Annotated in this window: 19 protein-coding genes; 5 read left to right on the forward strand and 14 right to left on the reverse strand. The window is 70.4% G+C overall.

Going from position 1 to position 22,803, the window contains the following annotated elements; genetic code table 11:
* Positions 1-95 precede the first annotated feature (95 nt).
* Together OIE47_RS10175 and OIE47_RS10180 are read left to right on the forward strand one after the other, a co-directional pair.
* The gene (locus OIE47_RS10175) at positions 96-947 is read left to right on the forward strand and encodes a hypothetical protein (protein WP_326561242.1); all 852 of its coding nucleotides are present in this window, start codon (positions 96-98) and stop codon (positions 945-947) included.
* Entirely contained in the window at positions 944-1,984 is a 1,041-nt protein-coding gene (locus OIE47_RS10180; RefSeq protein WP_326561243.1) for a hypothetical protein, read from the forward strand. Before OIE47_RS10175 ends, OIE47_RS10180 begins: the two co-directional genes overlap by 4 nt.
* Positions 1,985-2,056: 72 nt before the next feature.
* Here OIE47_RS10180 and OIE47_RS10185 read toward each other — a convergent pair whose 3' ends face one another.
* Both OIE47_RS10185 and OIE47_RS10190 read right to left on the reverse strand, forming a co-directional pair.
* On the reverse strand, positions 2,057-3,169 hold the full coding sequence (locus tag OIE47_RS10185) for a helix-turn-helix domain-containing protein (protein WP_326561244.1): 1,113 nt from the start codon (positions 3,167-3,169) through the stop codon (positions 2,057-2,059).
* Positions 3,166-3,843 (reverse strand): hypothetical protein, encoded by a 678-nt coding sequence (locus OIE47_RS10190; RefSeq protein ID WP_326561245.1) that lies wholly within the window; start codon positions 3,841-3,843, stop codon positions 3,166-3,168. Before OIE47_RS10190 ends, OIE47_RS10185 begins: the two co-directional genes overlap by 4 nt.
* Before the next feature lie 201 nt (positions 3,844-4,044).
* On the opposite strand from OIE47_RS10190, the gene OIE47_RS10195 reads away from it, so the two are divergent.
* A complete protein-coding gene (locus OIE47_RS10195; RefSeq protein ID WP_326561246.1) occupies positions 4,045-5,613 on the forward strand; it encodes a protein kinase domain-containing protein in 1,569 nt (522 codons plus the stop codon).
* Positions 5,614-5,685: 72 nt separating this feature from the next.
* Here the strand turns inward: OIE47_RS10195 and OIE47_RS10200 are convergent, their stop codons facing one another.
* The 12 genes from OIE47_RS10200 to OIE47_RS10255 form a co-directional block, all read right to left on the reverse strand.
* Positions 5,686-7,002, reverse strand: a complete 1,317-nt coding sequence (locus OIE47_RS10200; RefSeq protein WP_326561247.1) for a hypothetical protein — start codon at positions 7,000-7,002, stop codon at positions 5,686-5,688.
* Between the two features lie 3 nt (positions 7,003-7,005).
* Positions 7,006-7,590 (reverse strand): SigE family RNA polymerase sigma factor, encoded by a 585-nt coding sequence (locus OIE47_RS10205; protein ID WP_326561248.1) that lies wholly within the window; start codon positions 7,588-7,590, stop codon positions 7,006-7,008.
* 198 nt (positions 7,591-7,788) lie between these two features.
* Positions 7,789-9,612 (reverse strand): adenylyl cyclase, encoded by a 1,824-nt coding sequence (locus tag OIE47_RS10210; RefSeq protein ID WP_326561249.1) that lies wholly within the window; start codon positions 9,610-9,612, stop codon positions 7,789-7,791.
* 211 nt (positions 9,613-9,823) lie between these two features.
* A complete protein-coding gene (locus tag OIE47_RS10215) occupies positions 9,824-10,849 on the reverse strand; it encodes a Dyp-type peroxidase (protein ID WP_326561250.1) in 1,026 nt (341 codons plus the stop codon).
* Between the two features lie 13 nt (positions 10,850-10,862).
* Complete coding sequence (locus OIE47_RS10220; protein WP_326561251.1) at positions 10,863-11,693, reverse strand: glycosyltransferase family 2 protein; 831 nt, start codon at positions 11,691-11,693, stop codon at positions 10,863-10,865.
* Entirely contained in the window at positions 11,690-12,604 is a 915-nt protein-coding gene (locus OIE47_RS10225) for a glycosyltransferase family 2 protein (RefSeq protein ID WP_326561252.1), read from the reverse strand. Before OIE47_RS10225 ends, OIE47_RS10220 begins: the two co-directional genes overlap by 4 nt.
* 82 nt (positions 12,605-12,686) lie before the next feature.
* A complete protein-coding gene (locus OIE47_RS10230) occupies positions 12,687-13,766 on the reverse strand; it encodes a glycosyltransferase family 4 protein (RefSeq protein ID WP_326561253.1) in 1,080 nt (359 codons plus the stop codon).
* Complete coding sequence (locus tag OIE47_RS10235) at positions 13,763-14,605, reverse strand: glycosyltransferase family 2 protein (protein WP_326561254.1); 843 nt, start codon at positions 14,603-14,605, stop codon at positions 13,763-13,765. The genes OIE47_RS10230 and OIE47_RS10235 overlap by 4 nt, the downstream gene beginning before the upstream one ends.
* A 1-nt stretch (position 14,606) precedes the next feature.
* On the reverse strand, positions 14,607-15,875 hold the full coding sequence (locus tag OIE47_RS10240) for a lipopolysaccharide biosynthesis protein (protein WP_326561255.1): 1,269 nt from the start codon (positions 15,873-15,875) through the stop codon (positions 14,607-14,609).
* 278 nt (positions 15,876-16,153) lie between these two features.
* The gene (locus OIE47_RS10245; protein ID WP_326561256.1) at positions 16,154-17,185 is read right to left on the reverse strand and encodes an LCP family protein; all 1,032 of its coding nucleotides are present in this window, start codon (positions 17,183-17,185) and stop codon (positions 16,154-16,156) included.
* 396 nt (positions 17,186-17,581) lie between these two features.
* On the reverse strand, positions 17,582-18,241 hold the full coding sequence (locus OIE47_RS10250; protein WP_326561257.1) for a class I SAM-dependent methyltransferase: 660 nt from the start codon (positions 18,239-18,241) through the stop codon (positions 17,582-17,584).
* 12 nt (positions 18,242-18,253) lie between these two features.
* Positions 18,254-19,426: a DUF371 domain-containing protein gene (locus OIE47_RS10255; protein WP_326561258.1), complete on the reverse strand. Its 1,173-nt coding sequence runs from the start codon at positions 19,424-19,426 to the stop codon at positions 18,254-18,256.
* Positions 19,427-19,666: 240 nt separating this feature from the next.
* On the opposite strand from OIE47_RS10255, the gene OIE47_RS10260 reads away from it, so the two are divergent.
* Together OIE47_RS10260 and OIE47_RS10265 are read left to right on the forward strand one after the other, a co-directional pair.
* A complete protein-coding gene (locus OIE47_RS10260; protein ID WP_326561259.1) occupies positions 19,667-21,370 on the forward strand; it encodes an ABC transporter ATP-binding protein/permease in 1,704 nt (567 codons plus the stop codon).
* A complete protein-coding gene (locus OIE47_RS10265; RefSeq protein ID WP_326561260.1) occupies positions 21,357-22,802 on the forward strand; it encodes an aminotransferase class V-fold PLP-dependent enzyme in 1,446 nt (481 codons plus the stop codon). Before OIE47_RS10260 ends, OIE47_RS10265 begins: the two co-directional genes overlap by 14 nt.
* The last annotated feature ends 1 nt before the right edge of the window (position 22,803 follow it).

Consider the following 22,803-nt stretch of genomic DNA (forward strand, 5'->3'; position numbering starts at 1 on the left):
GGCCGATCCCGGATTGACCGACCAAATTCCTTATTACGACGTGATCTGTCTGTCCGCACCCTGCCAGGCTCGGCTCGAGCCGAGAGGAGGGTCGCATGCAACTGTCGATTACACCGCTGTCGGACGGACTCGCGGACACGGTCAGCACGCGCTGGCGTCGCCGGCTGGCCGGTGACGGCACCGACGAGCGCGCCCACTGGCACACCAGGACGCTGTACTACCGCGCGGTCGCTGATCTGCTGGCCCAGCCACGACGGGATCCGCCGACCTGGCGGGAGATCGTCGCCACGGTCCGGCCCAAGGGCAGCCGGAGCACCTTCTACGACGTCACCGGCCGGAGTTCGAAACACACCCTGCTCCAGGACGTGCTCGGCATCGGGACGGCGCCGGCCCATCAGCTCGCGCTGTCCTACCTGCGGGCCGCCGCGGTCGACCAACTGATCGACGAGACCAAGGTCTGGTCCTACTGGCCCTATCGCCAGGGCTGGCTGGACCAGCTTCACCCTGGCATCGGCGATACCGCCGCCGAATCACTGGTATGCGTGCTCGCCGAGTGGGCACGACGCAACCCCGGCCTGGCCGAGGCGGTCGACCACGCACCGCCGCTGTGCACGGTCGAGGACCTCGTGCTGATCCGTAACGGCCGGATCAGCACGAACCGCGCGTTCGTCACCCTGGGCAACACCATCCGCGTCGCGATGGGTCCGATGGCCGAGGTCGCTGGGGGGGTGCTGGCCACCGTACGCGACGACCTCGGCGGTGAGCCCACACGTACCGCCGACTCGGACGCCCTGCTGACCGGCCTGGCCGAGCAGATCTTCGGGCTGTGCGAGGAACTGCGTACCCTGCGACCGGCGCAGGCATCCCAGGTACGTGACCTGGCGGCGGCGCTGGTCCGGGACGCGGATGGACTGTTGGCTGCGCAGTCGGCGCGGTGGCCGGGATGACCCCCTCGACCGGGACACGCGTCACGCCGGAGGGGGCACCCGCCGCCCGGCTCAACGCCCGACTACATACCATCCTGAGCCAGGGTGCCGATCCAACCCAGCTCGCCGCGCTGCATCGCGACGCCGCCGATCTGCTCGGCGACTCCGACGAGATCATGCTGCTGGTGGAATGCAGCCTCGAGTACGCGTTGAGCCCCGAGCGCGCGGTTGCTGATTCCCTCGCCGCCTGGCTGGATTTGCGTGGCCGTGCCCTGACCGCACTGCCGGAGCACCACCCGACCATGCTGGCAATCAGGGGTTACTACATCCGCTGGCTACGCCGCCGCGGCGAGCCCGGTGACCTGGACCTGGTGGTGCAGCTCTGGCAGGACGAGGTCGACCTGCGCCGCTCCCCGCTCGTCGGCCGGCACCGACTCGGTGTCGCCACCGCCGACCTTGCCGGCGCCCTGCTGGACCGGGCCCGTTGGGGCCATCTCGACCCGCACCTCAAGCGGCATGAGCCGGGCACAGACCTGGCCGAGGCACACCGGCTCGTCACTACCGAGATGGGTCGGCGGGCCGGCAGCTACGGAGTCGGGCACGCCTGCGTGTGGCAGGCGCGGTTGATCCTCGCCGACATACTTTGCGCACAGGTACAGCAGGGGGCACCGACACCCGACCCCGCCCACGTCGAAGCGGCGTTCACCGAGGCTGACGCGATCCTGCGACATCACTGGCAGCGGCATCGACGTCACGGACGGGCCGCGCTCCGGGCCCAGCTCGTACGTGCCGAGATGCTCACCTTGCTCGGCCGGAACCGGGCGGCGGAACGCGAGGCGCGGCTCGCCGCCGTACTGGCCCGCGGATACCGGGATCTCGACCTTGGCGGGCCACTGCTGGCACTGGCGAGGGCACAGTCGCACCGGGACCGCGCGGAGGCCCTGCGCACCGCGCTCGAGGCACTGCGGGAGCGCCGCCTGCGGTATCCGCCGACGGGACACCGGGTTGCGGAGGCGGAGCAGCTCGTGCAGGCACTCTCGTCGTCCCCGGACCGATGACACCCGACATCCGACGGGTTCGGCGGCGACCCGATCCCGATCACTCCGCACCGCCCCCGGGCGGACCACGGCTCAGGTGGTGACGAGGCGCAGTTCGGGAACGCGTTCGGTCGCGGCGTTGATGACGGTCCGGGCGAGGCCCGGAGGCAGTCCGGCCTGGACGGCAAGACTCCGGCCTGTGATCGGTTCCTGATCGAGAAGCTCGACCGCTCTGCCGAGCAGCGACGGCTGTTCGCGAGGTCCCAGGTCACCGGGTTCTGGGTAGCCCCACTGGGCGAGCAGACTCATCCCGCGCCGGTACGTGTGCTCCCGGTAGACCCCCAGCTCGTGTCCCCGGTACACCAACGCCTTGAGGCTGATCCCCCACCGGCGTTTGAGTTCGTGCAGCCGGTCGAAGTCGAGCCGGGGCGGCAGTTCGTCGCGCAGCACCGCACTGGGTACGAGGAACTCGGACGCGAACGCGGTGGCCTCCCGTTCGAGGATCTGGCTGCCCGGTTCGGCGTCGTGGTGCATCAGCAGGTGGCCGAGTTCGTGTGCGGTGTCCATTCGGGAGCGCGCCTTGTCGTCCTTGGCCGGGCTCAGGAAGACGAACGGGCGCTGCCCGTACCAGTGGGAGAAGGCGTCGACCCGTTCGGAGACGTCGGGCAGGGCCAGCACGATCACCCCGTACGACTCCAGCAGCCGCACCATGTGCGCCACCGGACCCGGCCCGAGGCCGAAGGCCTCCCGGGCGGTTACCGCGGCTGCCCGTACGTCGTCGGGGCTGGCCGGCTCGGCCAGGTCCAGGTGCGGCAGCCGCAGCTCGGGCAGCCGCAGGTGCCGTTCGACCACTTCGACCATGCGCCAGGCGATTTCACCGAACGCCTCCGCCTGATCCCGCTCGGCCTGCGTGGCCGTACGGAGACTACGGAAGTGGGCATGCCCCGGAGTGACCGGAACCGGGAACCCGCCGGCGAAGAACTCCACCGGCATCGACAGCGCCAACGCCAACCGGGCCAGCACCGACGCCGACGGGCGTACCTGGCCCAGTTCGTACTGGCTGACCGCTGCGGCGGTCACCCCGACCTGCCGGGCGAGTTCGTTCTTGCGCATCCGTCGCCACCGGCGGGCGAGCGCCAGGGCGTGGGGCTCGAACGCCGCGGCGGCGACGGCAGCGGGAACCGGCGGTCGTAGCGCCCGCGTCACGCCGACCGGCCGGAGACCCGGCCCGGCCGCAGGGTCAGCAGGTCAAGCTCTGGCAGCGGCAGTTCGTCGTGCCGCGACTGCGACACCACCGTCGCACCGTCCGCCACCGGCAACGGCGTGCCCGGCAGAGCCGCCTCACCGAACCACAGTGTCACCTCGAACCAGGGTGAACCGCCGTCGCGGTTGTCCCTCGGCAGGCCGATGTACGCGACCGCCTCACCCGTGGCGATGTCACCGGTGTGCGCGATCCGGACGTGCCGCTTCGGCGGCACCACCCCGGCGAACACCTCCGGGAACTGGCCCTCGTCGTCGAACGCCAACTGCCGGTCGCGGCTGTTCTCCACCGCCCCACCGAGCCGGGCCTCGCTGCCCTCCCACCGGATCGACTCGATCCCGCCCTGCAACGAGTACAGCCGCACCACGTACCCCGCGCAGAGGATTTCCAGCGAGTTGTCGTCGAGCCGGGCCCGGACCCCGTCGACGCCGTTGAACTCGGCCTGCCCCAGGTGAACCAGGTTTCGCCAGACGGTGGTCCCGAAGCTCATCGCGTCGTCGCCGAGTTCCGGCTCGTGCCGGTCCGCCGCGCGCCGGTACACCTGCTGGATCAGCCGACCCAGGCGGTCCAGCACTCCGCGCTCGTCCAGCACTGCCACCGCGTCACCCAGCAAGCCCATCGGGAAAACTTAGCCGATCCCCCAGTTGATATTGCCGAAATCAAGTGCCCGACACGCCACAGACCCGAGCACGGCTCACCACCGCTGCCGGCCCGCCGCCGGCTTCGGCGGCGCCGGCTTCGGGATGAGCCACCGGGATGAACATGAGGGCGTACGACGCCCAGGCAGCGGGCTGCCCGGTTGATGTGTCAGGGTGGGCCCGTGGCCGGGCGTGTGATAGCTGACCGTTACGAACTACAGACGATGCTGGGCCGGGGCGGGATGGCGGTGGTCTGGCGCGGCGTCGATCTCCGGTTGGGCAGGTCGGTCGCGGTCAAGCTGCTCAATCCGGCCGGGATGGCGGACCCGAGCATGCTGGAGCGGTTCGACCGCGAGGCCCGTACGGCCGCCCGCCTGGGTCACCCCAACATCGTGGCGGTGCATGACGTGGGCAGCGACGGTGGTGAGCCGTACTTGGTCATGGAGTTGGTCGACGGGCCCAACCTGGCGACGCTGCTCGGCGACGGCCCGCTCGGGCTCGACCGGGCGCTGGAGATCGCGGGTCAGGTCTGCGGCGCACTCGCCACGGCACACGCGGCGGGCGTGGTGCACCGCGACATCAAGCCGGCGAACATCCTGCTCGATCCGGCGGGCACGGTGAAGGTGTGCGACTTCGGCATCGCCCGCCTCCTGCACGCCGGCCAGGCGACGTTGACCGCACCGGCCACCACCGTCGGCACCAGCCAGTACATGGCGCCCGAGCAGGCCGCCGGCGACCCGGTGGACGCGCGAACCGACCTGTACGCGCTCGGCTGCCTGCTGTACGCGATGCTGACCGGCCAGCCTCCGTTCACCGGGGACAACCCGCTCCGGGTGCTGTGGCAGCACCTGCACGAACCCGCCCCGGCGCTCGCATCGGTCCGGCCGGGGATTCCGGCCGGTCTCGATCGCCTGGTCGGTCAACTGTTGGCCAAGAATCCCGCCGACCGCCCCACCAGCGCCACCGAGGTACGCGACCGCCTGGCAGCGCTGTCGTCGGCCGGACCGTCCTCCGGTGAGCAGAGGACGGTCGTGGTCGACACAGCCCCCCAGCCGCACTCACCCGAGCCCGAATCGGCCGCGCCGGTACGCGCCGCCGCCTCGGTGATGTCCCCTACCCGAACCATGCCGACCCTCACCGACAGCAACAGCGACAGCAGCGGCAGCGGCAGCGGCAGCGGCAGGACGACGGTCGGATCGCGCGGTGACGGCTCCCGTCGGGTGGTGATGGTGACAATCGGGGCGATCCTGCTCGCCGTCATCGTGGTCGGCACACTGCTGGCAACCCGTACCGGTGACGGGAACACCGGCCTGGAAGCCGGCGCGGCGTCCCCCAGCGGGTCCTCCGACGCGTCCGCCTCGGCTGCCGCGCCCACCCCCGCCGCCGGTAACCCGGCAAGCGGTCCGACCAGCCCGAGCAGCCCGACCAGCCGTCCGGGCGGGGGCACCACCGCGCGTCTGGTCGCCCTGCAGACGTCGCTCGACCTTCAGGTACAGGCCGGAGAGGTGGACGCCGACGCGGCCGAGGACCTGAACGACAAGCTGGACGAGGTCGCCCGGAAGCTGACCGAGGGCGACGCCGAGGATGCCGCGAAGAAGCTCGCCGACGTACGCGACCGGCTCACCGATCTTCGCGAGGACAACCAGGTCAGCTCCGGGGCGTACGACGTTCTGCGGGCGAACCTCGACAGCCTCGCCGAAAGCCTGCCCCCGGCCGGAAAGAGGCGGGGCAACGGGGATGACGAGAACTGATCAGCCGCCGGGTCCCGAGCCTGTCCCGTGGCGGACGGGACAGGCTCGGGAGTCGTAACAGAGAAACTCCGGTCAGCGGCAGTTCCAGACGACCGCCTGGATGACGTTGTCGGCGTCCTCGCTCTGGCCGGCGACGATCCGTCCGTCGTCGCTCATCGTCAGGGCACGGTCCCCGTTCTCCAGCTTGTGCGGCTCGATGAAGGGCAGCTCGACCGTCATGGTGTCGGTGAGCAGCGCCAGGCGTCGGTCAGGCAAAAAGCCGCTGGCCCATCCCTGTCCGTTGCCGTTTTCCGGATCGAACGCGCGGGTCGGGAAGTCGACGAACTCGTTCGTCGGCAGGTAGAAGCGGGCGGCGGTCATGGTCTGGTCGCCGTTCTCCGTGTAGCTGACCGCGTTTCCGATGATCCAGCCGTTGCGGATGCTCCTCGGCAGGAACGCGTCCGCCGGCTGGCCCTGCACGGTCGGCTTCGGCAGTTCCCGTACCGAACCGTCGGGCAGCCACAGGTAACCCGCCGAGCGGGCCATGCCCGACCGGGGGTTCTTCGGCGTACCGGGATCCTGCGACTCGGTCCGCCCGGGGTTTCGGGGGATCTCCCACACCACGCCGGCAACGGTCCCGTCCTCGTCGATCCCCGCGACCTGGCCCACCCAGCCGGGACCGGGCAGTGGCAGGTCGACCGGCTGGGCCGACGCGTTCGGCCAGAGGATCGGTTGCGACCCCACCACGGCCTCTCCCCGGACCCCGACGATCTGCCCGGCGTCGTTGATCGCCCGCGCCTCCGCGCTGCCCTTCGCGGGCAGCGGACTGACCTTTCCGTCCCGGTAGACGTACGCGTGCGGTCCGTCGTCGAGCCAACCCGAGCCGACGGCGACGCCGGAGGTGTTGATGTCGTCCAGGGCCTGGTCGGCGCCGGGCAGGACGATCCGGTGCGGTACCCCGTTGTCCCAGATCAGGATCGGATAGCCGTCCTGCCGCTTGTCCGGGTAGGTCCGGCCGGCGATGAACCGTCCGGTCGGGTCGGCGCCGGTGACCAGGCTCATCGGTTCCTTGTCCGGCAGCGGCAGCCGTTGCACGGAGCAGCCGGTGGGCGCCGCCACGGTCGGCGCGGGCCGGGTCGCGGCGGGCTTCCCGGTGGCCGGGGCGGTGGCCTCGGCGGCCTGGTTCTTCGGCCCGGACGGATCCGGGCGCAGGGCGGTGAGCGCGACCGGCACCGTCGCCACCATGACCGCCACCAGTACGACCGCGCCCCCTCCGCCGAGCGCGCGTCGGGTCCGGCGGCGCCGTCCCCCCTCGATGATCGCCCTACCGAGGTCCACCCGACTCGGGGTGCTCGGCTCGTCGTCGAGCCGGCGCAGCAGGGCGATCGCGTACTCGTCTTCGTTGTCCATCTCTCATCCTTCCCGTGTCGTTGCGACTGCTCCGCGTGGCAAGGTGCCGGCTCCGCGTGGCGACGTGACTGCTTCGCGTGATCCGCCGACCGCGCCGGCAAGGTCCTGGTCGCCCAGGAGTCGGCGGAGCGCCTTCAGCCCGTGGGAGGTCTGGCTCTTGACCGTGCCGGCGGAACAGCCGAGCACCTCGGCCACCTCGTTCACCGGCAGGTCGTGCAGGTAGCGCAGGACCAGGACGGCTCGCTGCCTCGGTGGCACCCTGGCCAACGCGGCGTGCAGCACGGTCCGGTCCTCGGTGGGCTGGTCGACGCTGGCGCGTACGTCGGGTGCCATCCCGAACAGGCGGACCTTCCACCAGCCCTTGCGCTGACTGTCGAGGAAGACGCGTACGAGGATCACCCGCACCCAGGCGTCGAGCGAATTGGCCCTGGACGACTTCGCCCAGCTCAGGTAGAGCTTGGTGACCGCCTCCTGGACCAGGTCGTCGGCCTGGTGCTCGTCCCCGCAGAGCGAGTACGCCAGCCGGCGCAGTGCGGGCAGTCGTGCGGTGACGTACTCGACGTATTCCCGTTCCGATCCATCGCGCATCCGGCGCTACCTCCCTGGGATCCCCTCTTCTGACGGGCGCCACCGGGATTCGGTTGTACGTGTTCGCGGGGCGTCGGCGTTCAGCGGAAACGGACGGCGCATTCCATGCAGGAAGACGAACGGGAAGAAAAGGCCGGCGGCGGCCGACCCGGTTGGTTCCGGGCCGGCCGCCGCCGGTTGTGCTGACCGCTGTCCCGGTCAGCCCTCGGGGTAGCTCACGATGGTGCTGGTGCCGTACGAGCCGACGACCGGGGTGCCGGCGTCGTTGATGGTCCGCTCGATCCCGCCACTGCCGTCGAGGAAGACGGTGACCATGTTGTGGAACTTCACCTTCGGGGTACGGGGGACCTCGATCCCCCGGTCCGCCCGGATGTCGACCTCCTGGTTGAAGTACGAGTAGACGCCGAGACCCCACGCTTCGTGCTCGCGTACGTGCCGGCCGACCTTGTACGAGGCGTACCCCTTGCCGGTGGGGCTGGTCCACGCGGCCTGGCTCGGCGGGTCGTAGGGCAGTTCGCTCTGGTAGAAGATGGTCCGGCCGTCCTCGCCGTTCCAGACGGTCTGGTACTTCTGGTAGTGCTCGACGAAGAGCCCGTACGCGGTGACGTCGTCGCCGTTGACCACGACGCCGGTGTCGGCGGTGTTCTGCGACCAGCCGATGCCGTTGCCGTGGTCGCCGCGCCAGGCCCAGATGTTGTCGATGATGGTGTCGTCGCTGTTCACCACGAGGCTGGTCTTGGCCTTGCCGACCCAGGGTCCGCCGATGCGGAAGAAGACGTCCTGCAACGAGATCGGGTTGCGGGAGTGGTCCTTGCGGCTGTGCTTGTCACCGACCTCGACCAGTACGTCGGACTCGCGGGCACCGGCGTCGACCAGCACACCGGCGATCCGTACGCCGTCGACGTCGTCGACCCGCAGGGCGGCGTCACCCCGGTCCGGGGCGAGGCTCGGCATGCCGAGGCCGAGCACGATGGTGTTCTTGTGCTTGACCCGCAGGGCCCGGTCGAGGTGGTAGACGCCGGGGGTGAGCAGGAGGTGCTTGCCCCGGGCCAGGGCCTTGTTGATGGTGTGTTCGCTGTCGGAGGGCTTGGCGATGTAGAAGTCGCCGATCGGGAGCGAGTAGCCCTCCTGCCGCTGCCCGTCGCCCCAGGTGGTGCCGGAGGTGTTGTGCCGCAGGGTCGGTACGAAGACCCGGTAGTCGCCTCGTGCGTCGACGTACAGGTAGGGCTTCTCGCGGGTGACCGGGCTGGTCGGAAGCGTGGTGTACGGCGGGTTCGGGAAGCCCGTCTCGGGTGCTCCGACGACGCCGGAGAAGACCTGGTTCCAGACCCCGTTGGTCCAGACGTCGCCGAGCTGGCTGTCCCGGGTGATCCACTGCTGCTGGGAGCCGTTGATGGTGACCCCGTCGACCTTCGAGTCGGCGATGTAGCCGCCGCTGGAGAAGCCGGCGTTGCCGGGTTCGAGCCAGAGCACGCCCTTGATGTGCACCCGGCGCATCGGGGACGCCTGGGAGACCGCCCACTGGTTGGACCAGTCGGTCGGTGTCACGGACAGGTTCTCCGCCGAGCGCCAGAAGTTGGTGAGGGCGGAGATCCCGGCGGCCGAGCCGGGGTCGGGCTGGCCGATGACGCGTACGGCACCCCGGATGTCGACGTCGTCCGGTGACTGGCCGAGGCCGGCGACGGTGGTGTAGTAGCCGAGTTTGCCGTTGACGTCGTACTGGCCGGGCTTGAACAGGATGGCGTACCTGTTCGTACCCATCTCGTTCTCTTCCTGCTGGGCGAAGAGTTCGTCGAACTTGGCCTGGATCTGGGTGACCGGTGTCGACGGGTCGTAGACGAAGACGTTGGGTCCGAAGTCGGGGCGTCCGCCCCCGTGTGCGGCGGCGGTGCCGGCCAGCGGCACGAGGCCGCCGGCGGTGAGCAGCGCGGCCGAGGAGATGACGGTGCCGAGGCGGCGCAGGGTGCCATTGGTACGCGGGCGCGCGGTCGCTCGTACGCCCTGGTCTTGGATGGGTTTCATCGACCTGCCTGTCGGGGACGGCGGCGAGTCGTCACCGGCCGGCGAAGAGAGCGCTCTCTTTACCGGCCCGGCCCGGTCCAAGCCGCGAAGGAAGGGATCGGTGTGTTTCTACCCCGTCGATCGTGTCCCGCGCTATAGCTGGCACGACCATTTGCCGACCCGATTCACGGGCCACCCCTGTCCACAGGGGACAGAGCTGCCATTAATCGCGCTATATCCGGCGGTGCTCCGCGGTGGCCTGGGTCGGCACCAGTCCGTCGGTCCGCTCCCCCGCCTCGTCAGACGGCGCGTCGGGCAGGACGTCCAGGAAGTCGAGGGACGGTACGAAGAAGAGGTTCCCGGTCACCGCGGTCGAGAAGTCCAGGATCCGGTCGTAGTTGCCCGGCGGGTCCCCGACGAACATGTTCGTCAGCATCCGCTCGGTGACGTCGGGTGTGGCCGAGTAGGCGATGTAGTACGTCCCGAACTCACCGCGCCCCGGCGACCCGAACGCCATGTTGTCCCGCAGGACCTGCTGCTGCCGGCCGTCCGGCCCCGTGATGACGTTCAGCGCCACGTGCGAGTTGGCCGGCTTGACCTCGTCGTCCAACTCGATGTTGTCGAGCTTGGTCCGCCCGATCACCTTCTCCTGCGCCTCGACCGGGAGCGCGTTCCACGCGGTCAGGTCGTGCAGGTACTTCTGCACCATGACGTAACTGCCACCGGCGAAGTCCGCGTCCTCGGCGCCGATCACCACCGCCCGGTGTGCGGCCGTACCGGTGGGGTTCTCCGTACCGTCGACGAAGCCGAGCAGGTCCCGCCCGTCGAAGTACTTGAACCCGTACACCTCGTCGACCATCCGGGCCGCACCGTCCAACCGCTTCATGATCTGCGCGGCCAGTTCGAAGCACAGGTCGAGCTGCCCGGCCCGCAGGTGGAACAGCAGGTCGCCGGGGGTGGAAACGGCACGGTGCCGGGAGCCGGCGATCTCCCGGAACGGGTGCAGCCCGGCCGGTCGCGGGCCGGTGAACAGCCGGTCCCAGGCGAGCGAGCCGATCCCGGTCACGCAGGAGAGCGCGGCCGACTCGGCCCGGGAGCCGACCGACCGTTGCAGCCCGGCGATGTCGGCGAGCAGGTCCCGTACGGCCTGCTCGCCGCCGTCGTCGATGGTGACGACGAGGAACATGGCCGAGCTGGTCAGCGGGCTGAGGACCGACTGCGGCGTGACCGGCGCGACCGGGTGTTCCGGCATCGTCATCGGCGTTTCCTTCCTAGGCCCCGGCGGGGATGTGGCTGGACCGGACCGGTGATCCGATCAGGGCCGCCGCCCGGGGGTGCCGGCGCGGCGCCGGCGGCATGCCGACCACGAACTCGGGGAACATGCCGTAGAACGTACGGGCGCTCTCGATCTCGAAGGTGTGCGCCTTCGACCAGCGGAACGAGTTGGTGGCACGGGCCCAGTGGTGGGTCCACCGGACGTCGCCGATGAGCGCCACCGGTTCCCCGTGCCGCCAGGCGCGCAGCCCGAGTTCGTGGTCCTCGTAGTAGAGGAAGAACCGCTCGTTCCAGCCACCGATGCGCATGAAGTCCGCCGTACGGGCGGCGACCGCCGCACCCATCACCCAGGCGACCCAGATCGCCTCGCCGGGGTCGGCGATCAGCCGGTACGAGGAGTGCATCCGCGACAGTGGCCAGATCTTCCGGTTGCCCAGCTTCGCCGTCGCGTACGGGAAACCGCGCCCGTTGGGTTGCAGGGTCCCCGCCGAGGAGAGGAGCTGCGGGGCGGCCAGGCCACCGTGCACCTCGAGATGGGCCCGCAGTACGTCGAGCCCGTCCGGGCCGACCTCCAGGTCGGGGTTGGCGAACAGGACGTACTCGGTGGTCACCTGACGTACGGCGACGTTGTTCGCCTTGGAGAAGCCGACGTTCTCCGGCAGCCGGATCACCCGGGCGCCCAGCTTCTCCGCGACCTCGACCGAGTCGTCGGACGAGTTGTTGTCCACCACGATCCACTCGTACGGCTTCGCGCCATCCCAGCACTGCCTCAGCGCGTCCGCCGAGTTGTAGGTGACGGTCACGACACTCCACAGGTGACTGGTCATCCTGCTCTCCGAACCCTCAGGTAACCCAACAGGGAGACGATCCCGAACCGTGCTCCGGTCCACTCTCGACGCGCTTTCGGCCCCTCCCGGAGGCCGCGCAGCACACCGCGCAGGAACGGCCGCAGCAGACCCTGCCGGATCCGTCGCAGGGCCAGGCCGCAGTGCGCCACCACGATCAGCGGGATCGCGAAGATCATCAGTGGCCGGGTGAAGGTCCTGGACGCCACCAGGACCCGATTGCGGGCGAGCAGGAAGGCCCGGAATCCGAGCAGCTTGTTGTCGCCCTCGACGCTGTGGCCGCCGGCGTGCGGCAGAATCAGGTCCATCTTCCGGGTACGCAGTCCGCTGGCGTACAGCCGGAACGCCAGGTCGGCGTCCTCGCCCCAGGCGAACAGGTGCTCGTAGAACCCGCCGAACCGGCGGAAGAGTTCGGTCGGGAAGACGGCGGCGCCACCGGAGGGTCCCAGTGGTCCGCGTGCCGCCCCGGCCGGTCGGTCGATGAACAGCGAGATCGGGTTCAGGTCGATCCCGACGTACTCGCCGCCGTGCATGGCGAGGCCGACCGCGACCGGTACGCCGGGATCCTCCTCGATGGCGGCGCAGATCCTGGCCAGCGCGTCCTCGGGGAGCCAGACGTCCGGGTTCAACAGCAGCACGTGCCCGTCCGGTACGGCCGCCACGGCCCGGTTGCACCCGGCCGCGAAGCCCGGATTCGACGAGTCGGGCAGGTACGTGTACCGGTCCTCGTCGAGACAGCCGGCGATCACCTTCTCGCACCCGTCCTCGGGCCAGTTGTCGGCGAAGATGAAGTTCACCGGGAGCCCGGCGGCACTGCTCACCCAGGTCGGGAGCGTGTCGGCGAGCATGTCCGCGGAGCGGTAGAGCACCGTGACGACGGTCAGCGCTGGCACGCGGGCATCACCAATCTCGTCCGGTCCGCCGGCTGGTGCGGCGGTTCGCTCATCGGGTCGGTCGCCCCGGTGTCGGTGGCCATCAGAGCAGCGACCGGTAGAGGTCCTGCCACCGCTGGACGCATCGTTCGAAGGCGTACTCCTCCGCGTACCATTTCGCGACCGCCTCTCTGCGCTCCGGTGGTGTTCCCGCGGTCGCCTCGCGGATGGACCCGGCGATGGCGGCGGGGGTGAGATCGGCGCGGAAGGCGAGCGTTCCGGTGGCGTGGCGGGTGACCTCGGCCAGGCCGCCGGCCCCGGAGTGGACCACCGGTACGCCCAGCGACAGCGCCTCGAGTGCGCTGAGGCCGAACGACTCGACCCGGGACGGGACCACGAGGCAGTCGATTCCGCGCAGGAAGTCGGCGGCGTTGACCCGGCCGACCAGTTCGAGGTTCGGCTGCCCGGCGACCGGCACCGAACCGGCGCCCGCCACCTTGAAGTCGGCCTCCGGCAGGTGGGACGCGACCTCGGACAGCAGGTCGACGCCCTTCTCCAACTCCAGCCGACCCATGAAGCCGACCACCGGCCGCCGGCCGACCACCGGCTCGGCAGCGGGCGTCGGCGCGGGCCAGGTGACCGGCAGCGGGTTCGGGATCAGGTGGATGTTCTTGCTGACGTGGCCACGGTTGCGCAGCTCGTCGGCCTCGAACTCGGAGACCGCCACGGTGGCGTGCGGGCGCAGCCGGCGCATCGCCAGGTCGAGGGTGATGTTCGACTGGATCGCGGCCTTCTGCTTCAACGACGACGCGGCGTCACGGTACTGCCACAGGCTGTTGTGCAGGGTGACGACCAGCGGCGTACGGCGTTCGGTGCTCAACGCGGCCCGCGCGTGCATCGCGGCGGAGAGCAGGTGCGCGCAGACCACGTCCGGCTTCACCTCGTGGACGAGGCGCCGCAGTTCGCGTACGTAGTTCAGGTCGATCCGGCTGGTGGCGCTCAGCTCGACCCACGGGACTCCGGCGGCGCGCAGTTCGCTGCCCACCTCGTCGTCGGAGGTGGCGGCGACCACCTCGACACCGCTGCGGGCGTGCGCCGGAATGATCTCCGTCAGGATCCGTTCCGCGCCACCGAGCTGCCGGCGGCCCGAGCCGCCGGTGGTGCACACGAACAGCACCTTCATCGGGCGCGCAGTCCTTCGACCGCACCCCGGGCGATTGCCCGACGGACCGCGTTGCGCCCGACCGCCGCCCGGATCACCGTGCCCCAGACGTAGGCGGTGCAGGCCACCCGGCCGCCCATGTGCCGGCTGGCGCGGATGAACTCCTTCGTCCGGCGCTGCGAGATCTCCTCCTCGGACCAGCGCCGCTTCGCGGTCGCGTCGTCCTCGTGCATGATCACCGCGTCGGGCAGGTACGCGAGACGCATCCCGTGCTGGCGTACGGCCCAGCACAGGCGCATGTCCTCGGAGTAGAAGAACGAGGTCTCGTCGACACCACCGATCGCGTCGAACGCGCTGCGTCGCATGGCGACGAACGGCCCGGTCAGCCAGTCCGCCTTCTCCGGCGGCGCGACGAGCCGCAGGCTCGGCATCACGAGACTCAGCCCGGTGGCGTGGGCGAGCCCGACCTTCAGGCTCAGGAACCGCCCGCCCTCGGTCTGCTGCACACCCGTCGGCGTGACCACGCCGGGGAACGCCGCACCCACCTCGGGATCCTCCAGAGCGGTCAGCAGCCGGGCCACGGCGTCCTCGTGCACCAGGATGTCGTTGTTCGACAGGATGACGTTCGACCGGGTGGTGTGCCGGACGCCGAGGTTCATGCCCCGGGCGTAACCGAGGTTCGAACCGGACTGGACGTACGTGACGCCCTGTTCGGCACAGAACTCGCTCAGCGCCCGTTGGATGTCCTCGGAACTCCCGTTGTCGACCACGACGATCTCGGCCTCGACCGGCAGGGACAGGACACACGCACGGGTCCGTTCGAAGTCCTCCCAGGCGAGGACCACAATCGAGACATCCAACTCAAACCGTCCCATTACTCGGGGGCTGCGACTTACGCAGGCTCGCTCGCGAGGCGAAGGCGTGTACGGCGTAGGCGAACGACGAGGCGAGCGCCGCCCCGATCAGCCCGGCCCACGGGATGATCCCGAAGTACGCGGGGATCGCCGCGGCGAACGTGATGAGGGCGACCACGGTCGTCGCGTGTTCGCCCCGTTTCTTCAGCAGCATGGCGCTCCAGGTCTTGCCGGCCGAGGTGGCCAGCGAACCCGGCAGCAGGCAGAGCCCGAGAATCCAGGCGTGCCGGTACTCCGTATTCAGGAAGCCCAGTACGGCGAGCCCGACGACGGCCAGCAGGGCGATCGGCAGCGCCGCCTTGACCACCGCCCCGGTCCGGTCCGGTCCGTTCTCGGCGTCCCGGTCGGCGAGGATCTGCTGGGCTCGTACCACGGCACCGGCCTGCGCGAACTCCAACGCGGCCACCGCCAGGGCGTAGACACCGAGGGGTCCGGCTCCGACGAACCTGGCCACCAGGATCTGGTTGAACCGGAGCGTCAGCATCTGTGCGAAGACCCCTACGTGAAGCTTGCCCACCGCGACCAGATCGGCGCGGTAGTCCGCGCCGGTGGCAGTTGCCGCCGGCATCGGTCCGGCCCGCAACACCAGGCGCAGTACAACACCGCATACCGCGAGGGCGCCGAGCCACTGAACCGCGAGCCAGACCATACTCCACAGGCCACCGTCGACCTGTCCGCGGGCGTAGAGGATCGCGTACCCGCCGACCAGGATCGCGCCGCTGATCGCGCGCATCGAATAGACCAGCCAGAAGTGTTTCCGGCGCAGCGCGAACGACGAGACGGTGTTGAAAATCGTCAGACCGAAGGCGGCGCCGACGCCGACCACGTAGCTGCCGATGCCGGCGACCGCGGTGAGTATCGCGGCGGCCACGCCGGACAGCAGGACCGACGCGACGAGGATCGCCAGCACCCAGTTGCGGCCACGGGAGAAGACCCAGCCACCCGGACGGGACAGCATGAAGGTGTCCAGGGACAAGCCGCCGATGGCGGCGCCGAGGGTGGCGCTGACCATGTTGGCGGCGAGTTCACCCCGCTCCGCCGCAGGCAGGGTGACCGACACCACCGCCGCGAGCCCGGTGAGGCCGAGGGCGGCGATGTAGAGGCGTTCGGGGGAGAGCAGCCGCAGCGGCCGTCGGGATTTCGGCGTGGACCCGTCCGGTTCGCCGTCCTGGGCCGTGGTGGCGCGGCGCCTTTTGAGCAGGGTAACGCCCCCCACCGGGTCCTCCCCTACCAGAAGCGCGACGTAACTGTGTTTGAAGCTTGGTGTACGACGCAGTTGTGTCGTATGTCGCTCGCACTTTCTACCCGACCGCGCGAAGCCCTGCAACCGGCCCCCGAGTAAGTTCCCTCGATCACCGGGACCGTCGCGTTGCCCGCCGGCCGGAACTGTCGAAATGATGCCGTGACCCGGACAACCACCGTACGGGTTGCCCGGGTCACGTACCGCACATGGGCGCTTTTCGCGGGCTCGCGAACCACCCGTCGAAGTGGCGCCTATTTCTTGACGCCGGCCGCCAGGATCTCGGGAACGGAGTCACGGCGCATCGCGTCGTAGAGAAGCTTTGCCTGCGCCGTATTCGCCACCACGACACTCTCGGTGCCCCGCGTACCGGTGCCCTCGGTGGGGCTCGTCATGAACGTCAGGTTGCTGCTGCGCAGGTGCCGCAGGCTCATCGCCATGTCGGTGAGGGAGAGGGTGTCGTCCACCTTCACGGTGTCCGAGGACGCCTTGACGAAGGAGTTGAGCTTCGCCGGGTTGGTGAGCAGACCTCCGGAGGCGGCCTTGTCCAGGATGCCCTTGATGACGTCCTGCTGGTGCCGGATCCGGGCCAGGTCACCGTCGGCGAAGGCGTGCCGCTCACGGGCGTAGTCCAGGGCCGCCGCACCGTCCAGGGTCTGCGGACCCTTGGTGAAGGTCCGCCTTCCGCTCGGGCTCAGCGAATAGGCCGTGGTGAAGCTCTTCTCCACGTCGACCCTGACCCCGTCGAGCGCGTCGACAATGTCCTTGAAGCCGGCGAAGTCGATGACCGCGACATGGTCGACGCGTACGCCGGTGAACGACTCGACCGTCTGCACCATCAGCGGAATGCCGCCCCAGGCGAAGGAGGCATTGATCTTCGCCTCCTTGTTGCCACGACGGCCATCCTTTGACGCCGGCACGTGCACCCAGGTGTCACGGGGGATCGAGACCAACTGCGCACTCGATTTGTCCGCCGTCAGGTGGGCGAGAATGATCGTGTCGGTCCGTGATCCGGATTCGCTGCTGGGGTCACGGGTGTCGCTGCCCAGCAGGAGGATGTTCATCGCACCGTCGGCCACCTTCTCCGGCCGCGACTCCTCGGGCACCTCGTTGAACGCGTCGACCCGGGCGATGCCCGACTCCAGCGAGCGGAGGTAGAGACCTGCGGCCATCGCGCCGCCGCCGCCGAGCAGTGCGAACACCAGCGCGGTGATGAGGATGATCCGCTTCGTCCGCCGGTGCTTCGAGGGGGCCTTTTTGGTCTTCGCCCCTCCCCCTCCGGACATGTCGATAACCTGTGTCGAGTCGCGCTCCGCAAGCGGCGTACGGCGTGGCATGGCCCCGATGCTACTGACTCCGTGCGCAGGACGCGTACCCTCGGTCGGCCCATAGTGGCCCACTGCCGGTTACCCGACTTTCGGTTCACGCAATGCCACCCTGGCAACACTGTCCGAACGCGGATCGGAGCATACGGATCCGCGTGCCACGAAACGGAAACGTGGCCGTCACAACCTCGACGAGGTGTCTTTCAACCGCCAGGTGGGGAACGGCCGCGGGCCGGCTGCCATCCCCCACCTGGTCGGCGTACGAACAACAATTCACCCATCGACGGGTGACGTGACGTACCCGTTGTGCGACCGTACGCAGCGCTGCCGTCGCGGATGGTCACAAACCGTACGGTCTCAACCTGTTGTGATGGCGGTGGCCCGTACGTGGATGACCACCTCGGGGTTGCCGGAGCCGAGCCGCCGGGCCCAGGAGGAACTCATCCGGTCCATCTCGGCCCCACTGATCACCTCTGCCCCGGTGACCTGCCAACCACACTCGGCGAGCGGACCGGCGAGGACGGTGTCGACGTACTCGGGGGTGAGTTCGGGCAGCTCACGGATTTCCAGCGGCACCGGGTCCCGCCATATGCTGGTGCCGACGGTGATGTCGAGACCCGCACCGGTACGGGCCACCGCCCGCAGCCCCGCGCACACGTCCCCGTCGCCCTGCACGACGCCGCGCAGCAGCTTGCCCCAGGGCATCAGCACCGACACCTCGTCGGCGATCCCGTGCAGCTCGGCGGGCACGGTCTCGATCGCGGAGTTGACCAGGAGCAGGTTCGGGGCACCGCCCTTGGCCGGCTTGCGGCTGGCCCGAACGCTCGTCGGCGACATCCGCTGCCAGGCCGGGTCGATCCCGACCACCAGCCACTCCGGCTGCGCCTTGGCGAGCCGGTACGCGGTGCGCGCGTCTCCCGTACCGACGTCGACGATCACCCGGGCGGCCCGGGACCGGAGGGTGTCGAGAACCTCGCCGTCGGGCGTGACCAGGCGCTTGCCCTGTACGACCTGCATCCGGCGATTCTGTCAGGTGCGTACGCCAGGTTCCGCCGGACCGCCCGCAGACCGGTCCGGGCCCAGCGCGTCGTACACCCGACGGCGGTTGAGCCCGAACGGGGCCAGCGCCTCACTCAGCGTCCTCGGCGAGACCCCTGCGGAGGCGAGCGCCCGGACCAGGGCGTCCAGGTCGACCGGCTCGTCGGTGGCCGGCGAGGACGCCAGCACGATGGTGACCTCCGGGACACCGACCCGGCGTACGGCGGCTCCGGCGCGCTCGGCGGTGGTCCACCGCATAGCGGTCCCCACGTCCGGCCGCCCGTCCGGTACGGCGACCCGCCGCGCGGGCGTCGCCGCGACCACGTGTTCGAGCACCGCGTCGACCTCGTCGGCCGGCACCACCAGCACGGTCGGCGCCAGGGCGGAACGCAGCGAGACCTCGACCTCGGGCCGGCGTACCGCCCGCCGGTCCACCCGTCCCAGCAGGAGCGCCGGAGTCGGCGACAGGCCGGCGGCGAACAGCACCTCGGTCGGACCGCCCGCCCCGCCGAGCAGGGCGAACCGGGCGCCCGCCCCGGCGGCGGCGGAGAGCCAGGCGAGCGCCGTGCCCGACGGTCCCTCCCCCGCCGGGGGCAACGTCACGGCGACGATCCCGGCCCGGTCGAGAACCGCCCCGGCGGCCACCGGCTCGCGGGACCCGACCAGGTCGACCGTCTCGTCCGCGTGCCGCCAGAGCAGGTCGAGCCGGCCCACGGGTACGGACTGTCCCGCCTGCCGGAGCAGGATCAGCGGTGTGGGCGGGGTCACCTCGACCAGGGTCAGGGTCACCGCCGTCGCCGGGTCGGTCAGCGCCGCGGCCAGGTCCCGATCGAGGTCCTCGGCGGTCAGCGTGGCCGCCACGGCCAGGGTGCCGGAGTCGGTGTGGTGGCTGCGACGCAGCACCAGCCCGTCGCGTACGGCATGGTCGGGGTTGATCGTCGCCTCGCCGGTCGCCTCGTGCCCGGCGGCCTCGACGGTGAACCGCACCCGGCCCCGCAGCAGGCCGAGTTCGGTCGGATCCAGCTCGGCGGCGACCCCGACGACGCAGGTGGCCCGTTCGGTCACCTCGTTGTCGTGGGTGAACTCCAACGTCTTGGCGTGGGTGGCCCGGATCCGGGGATGCCCGTGGCCTCGTACCAGCGCACGGCGCCTCGTCCTGGCCACCAGTCAGCTCCTCCTCGATCGCCGCCCCGGCACGGGCGAGCCAACGCCAAACGATATCCCGTACGGATCCACGACCTGCGGCGTTACCGAGGGCGCCGATATCCGACTCGGATGAACGCTGACGAAATGTGAACGACGTGCCATATTCGGCAGACCGCAGGCCGGCGGTCGATGGATCGCGGGCCGGGTTAACCACACCGCAAACCCAGCCGTACAGCCCCTCGCAGAAAATCGACGGACATGAAGCCCTCCGAACTGATCACCGCGCCACCGGCCGGGGTACGCATCACCGCGTCCCGGCTGAGCCAGACCGTTCGCGGCGGTCGGCAGACCCTGCGCGACGTGTCGCTCACCATCGAACCCGGCGAACTCGTGGCGATCATCGGTGCCAGCGGCGCCGGCAAGACGACCCTGCTGGAAACCCTCGCCGGGGTACGACCGGCGAGTTCCGGCACAGTGGACCGACGGCACAACACGGACGCCGGTCAAACCGGGGAACCATCCGCCGTCGGTTACGTGCCGCAGGACGACATCATCCACCACGAGCTGCCGCTGGAACGGACCCTGCGGTACGCCGCCCGGCTCCGGCTGGCACCGGGGACCGACCCGACCGCGCTCAACCGACGGGTCCACGAGGTGATGGCCGAACTGGGCCTGACCGAACGGGCCGGGGTGCCGGTCGGACGGCTCAGCGGCGGCGAGCGCAAACGGGCCAGCATCGCGGTCGAACTGCTGACCCGGCCGGGGGTGTTCTTCCTGGACGAGCCGACCTCCGGGCTGGACCCGGCGATCGCCGTCGACCTGTTGCGCGTACTGCGGGGGCTGGCCGACTCGGCCGCCACGGTGGTGCTGACCACGCACCAGGTCACCGACGTGGAGTTCTGCGACCGGGTGGTCGTACTGACCCGGCAGGGGGCGCTGGCCTTCGCCGGCACCCCGGCCGCGGCGCGGGAGTTCTTCGGGGTGACCACGCTCGCCGAGGTCTACCTGCGGCTCGACGAGGAACCCGAACCGGCCACCTGGCCCGACCGGTTCGCCGCCCGCGACGAGCAACCGGCACCGGAACCGGCGGTCACCGCACCGGTGGCGGTTCGCGGGCCGGGCCGGAGGGTCGGGCCGGTGCGCCAGTGGGTGGTGCTGACCGGCCGGAACCTGGAGATCGTCGGTCGCAACCGGCTCACCCTGGCCATCCTGCTCGGGTCGCCGCTGATGGTGCTCGGCATGTTCGCCCTGCTGTTCCGCCCCGGTGCCTTCGAACCGGCCGATCCGAGCCCGAACGTGATGGTGATGATCCTGTTCTGGATCGCGTTCGGTGGTTTCTTCTTCGGGCTCACCTACGGGCTGCTCCAGATCTGCACCGAGCTGCCGATCGTACGGCGGGAACGGCTGGCCGGCGTACGCGTCGGGCCGTACCTGTTGGCCAAGGTCGCGGTGCTGCTCCCGCTGCTGGCCCTGGTCGACCTGGCCCTGCTCGGGGTGTTGCGCGGCATCGACCGGTTGCCGGCGGCCGGCGGCGGCGCGTTCGCCGCCCTCTACCTCACCCTGCTCCTCTCCTCGGCCGGGGCGCTCGCCCTCGGCCTGCTCTGCTCCGCGTCGGTGGCCGACGCCGCCCAGGCGACCCTGATGCTGCCGATGCTCTGCTTCCCGCAGGTCCTGTTCGTCGGGGCGATCCTGCCGGTGCCGGAGATGGCCGCCGGAGGCCGGTGGCTCAGCTACGCCATGTCCAACCGGTGGGCGTTCGAGGGGCTCGGCCACACCGCCGAGGTGGAACGGATCTGGCGCGACGGCGGGTCCCCGCTCGGCCCGCCGCTGCTGGCCAGTTACGGCGACAGCTTCGCCCGCCCGGTCTGGGTGGACTGGTTGATCCTCACCGGATTCCTGGTCGCCTTCCTCGTCGCCGCGTGGACCGTGCTGGCCCGGAAGGACCGCCGTGGCACGGCCTGACCTGCTGACGGCGGACAACCCGGCGTACGCCGCCACCCGCCGGATCGACGAGCTCCGCGCGACCGAGTACAACCACCTCGACCAGGACGGGCAGGTCTACCTCGACTACGCGGGCGCGGGGGTGCCCGCCCGAGCCCAGATCGAGGCCCACCACCGGCGGCTGACCTCGGGGCTCTACAGCAACCCGCACTCGGAGAACCCGACGTCGGTGGCGGCCGGCACCCTGGTCGAATCGGCCAGGCGGGCGATCCTCGCCTTCTTCAACGCCGACCCGGCGCAGTACGCGGTCATCTTCACCCCGAACGCCAGCGGCGCCTGCCGCCTGGTCGGTGAGGCGTACCCGTTCGGGCGGGGCACTCCGCTGGTGCTCACCGCCGACAACCACAACTCGGTCAACGGCATCCGCGAGTACGCCCGTACCGCCGGCGCCGCCTTCCGCTACGTGCCCGTACGCGGAGACGCGTTGCGGGTCGAGCAGTCCGATGTGGAGGCCGCGCTGACCCGCCGTAGCCTCCGGTGGGGGCGACGAGGGCAGCGGCGGGGGCTGTTCGCCTTCCCGGCGCAGAGCAACTTCAGCGGGGTGCAGCATCCCCTGGAGTGGGTCGGGCTGGCCCAGCGCCACGGGTACGACGTACTGCTCGACGCCGCCGCGTTCGTACCGACGAGCCGACTGGACCTCGGCGCGATCCAGCCCGAGTTCGTCTGCCTGAGCTGGTACAAACTGTTCGGCTACCCGACCGGGATCGGCGCCCTCATCGCCCGCCGGGACGCGCTGGCCCGGCTGCGACGGCCGTGGTTCGCCGGCGGCACCATCCGGGCGGTCAGCGTCCAGGGCGACTGGTACGAGTCGATGGACGACGAGTCCGCGTTCGAGGACGGCACGCTCAACTTCCTCGGCATCCCCGACGTCGAGTTCGGCCTGGGCTGGGTCGACAACATCGGGATCGACGTCATCCACGCCCGGGTCGACGCGCTGACCGGGTGGCTCCTGGACAACCTGACCGCGCTGCGGCACCGCACCGGCGAGCCCCTGGTCCGGGTCTACGGCCCGGCGACCAACGACCGCCGGGGCGGGACGATCTCGTTCAACTTCCTCCACCCGGACGGCACGCTGGTCGACGAGCGGCTGGTCGCGGCCGAGTCGACCGCCGCCGGCCTGTCCTTGCGTACGGGCTGCTTCTGCAATCCCGGCGCGGGCGAGGGCGCGTTCGGCATCACGAAGTGGCGGCTGGCCCGGACGCTGATGCGCAACATCACCACCGTCGACGAGTACCTCGACGTGATGCGGGTCCCGACCGGCGGCGCGATCCGGGTCTCCTTCGGGCTGGCCTCGAACGCGGCCGACGCGCGACGGTTCCTCGCCTTCGCCGAGTCGACCTACCTCGACCGGGACCGACCCGACGTGGCCCTGCCGCCGCGACTGCGCTGCTGAG

Source organism: Micromonospora sp. NBC_01796 (assembly GCF_035917455.1).
GTDB lineage: Bacteria > Actinomycetota > Actinomycetes > Mycobacteriales > Micromonosporaceae > Micromonospora_G.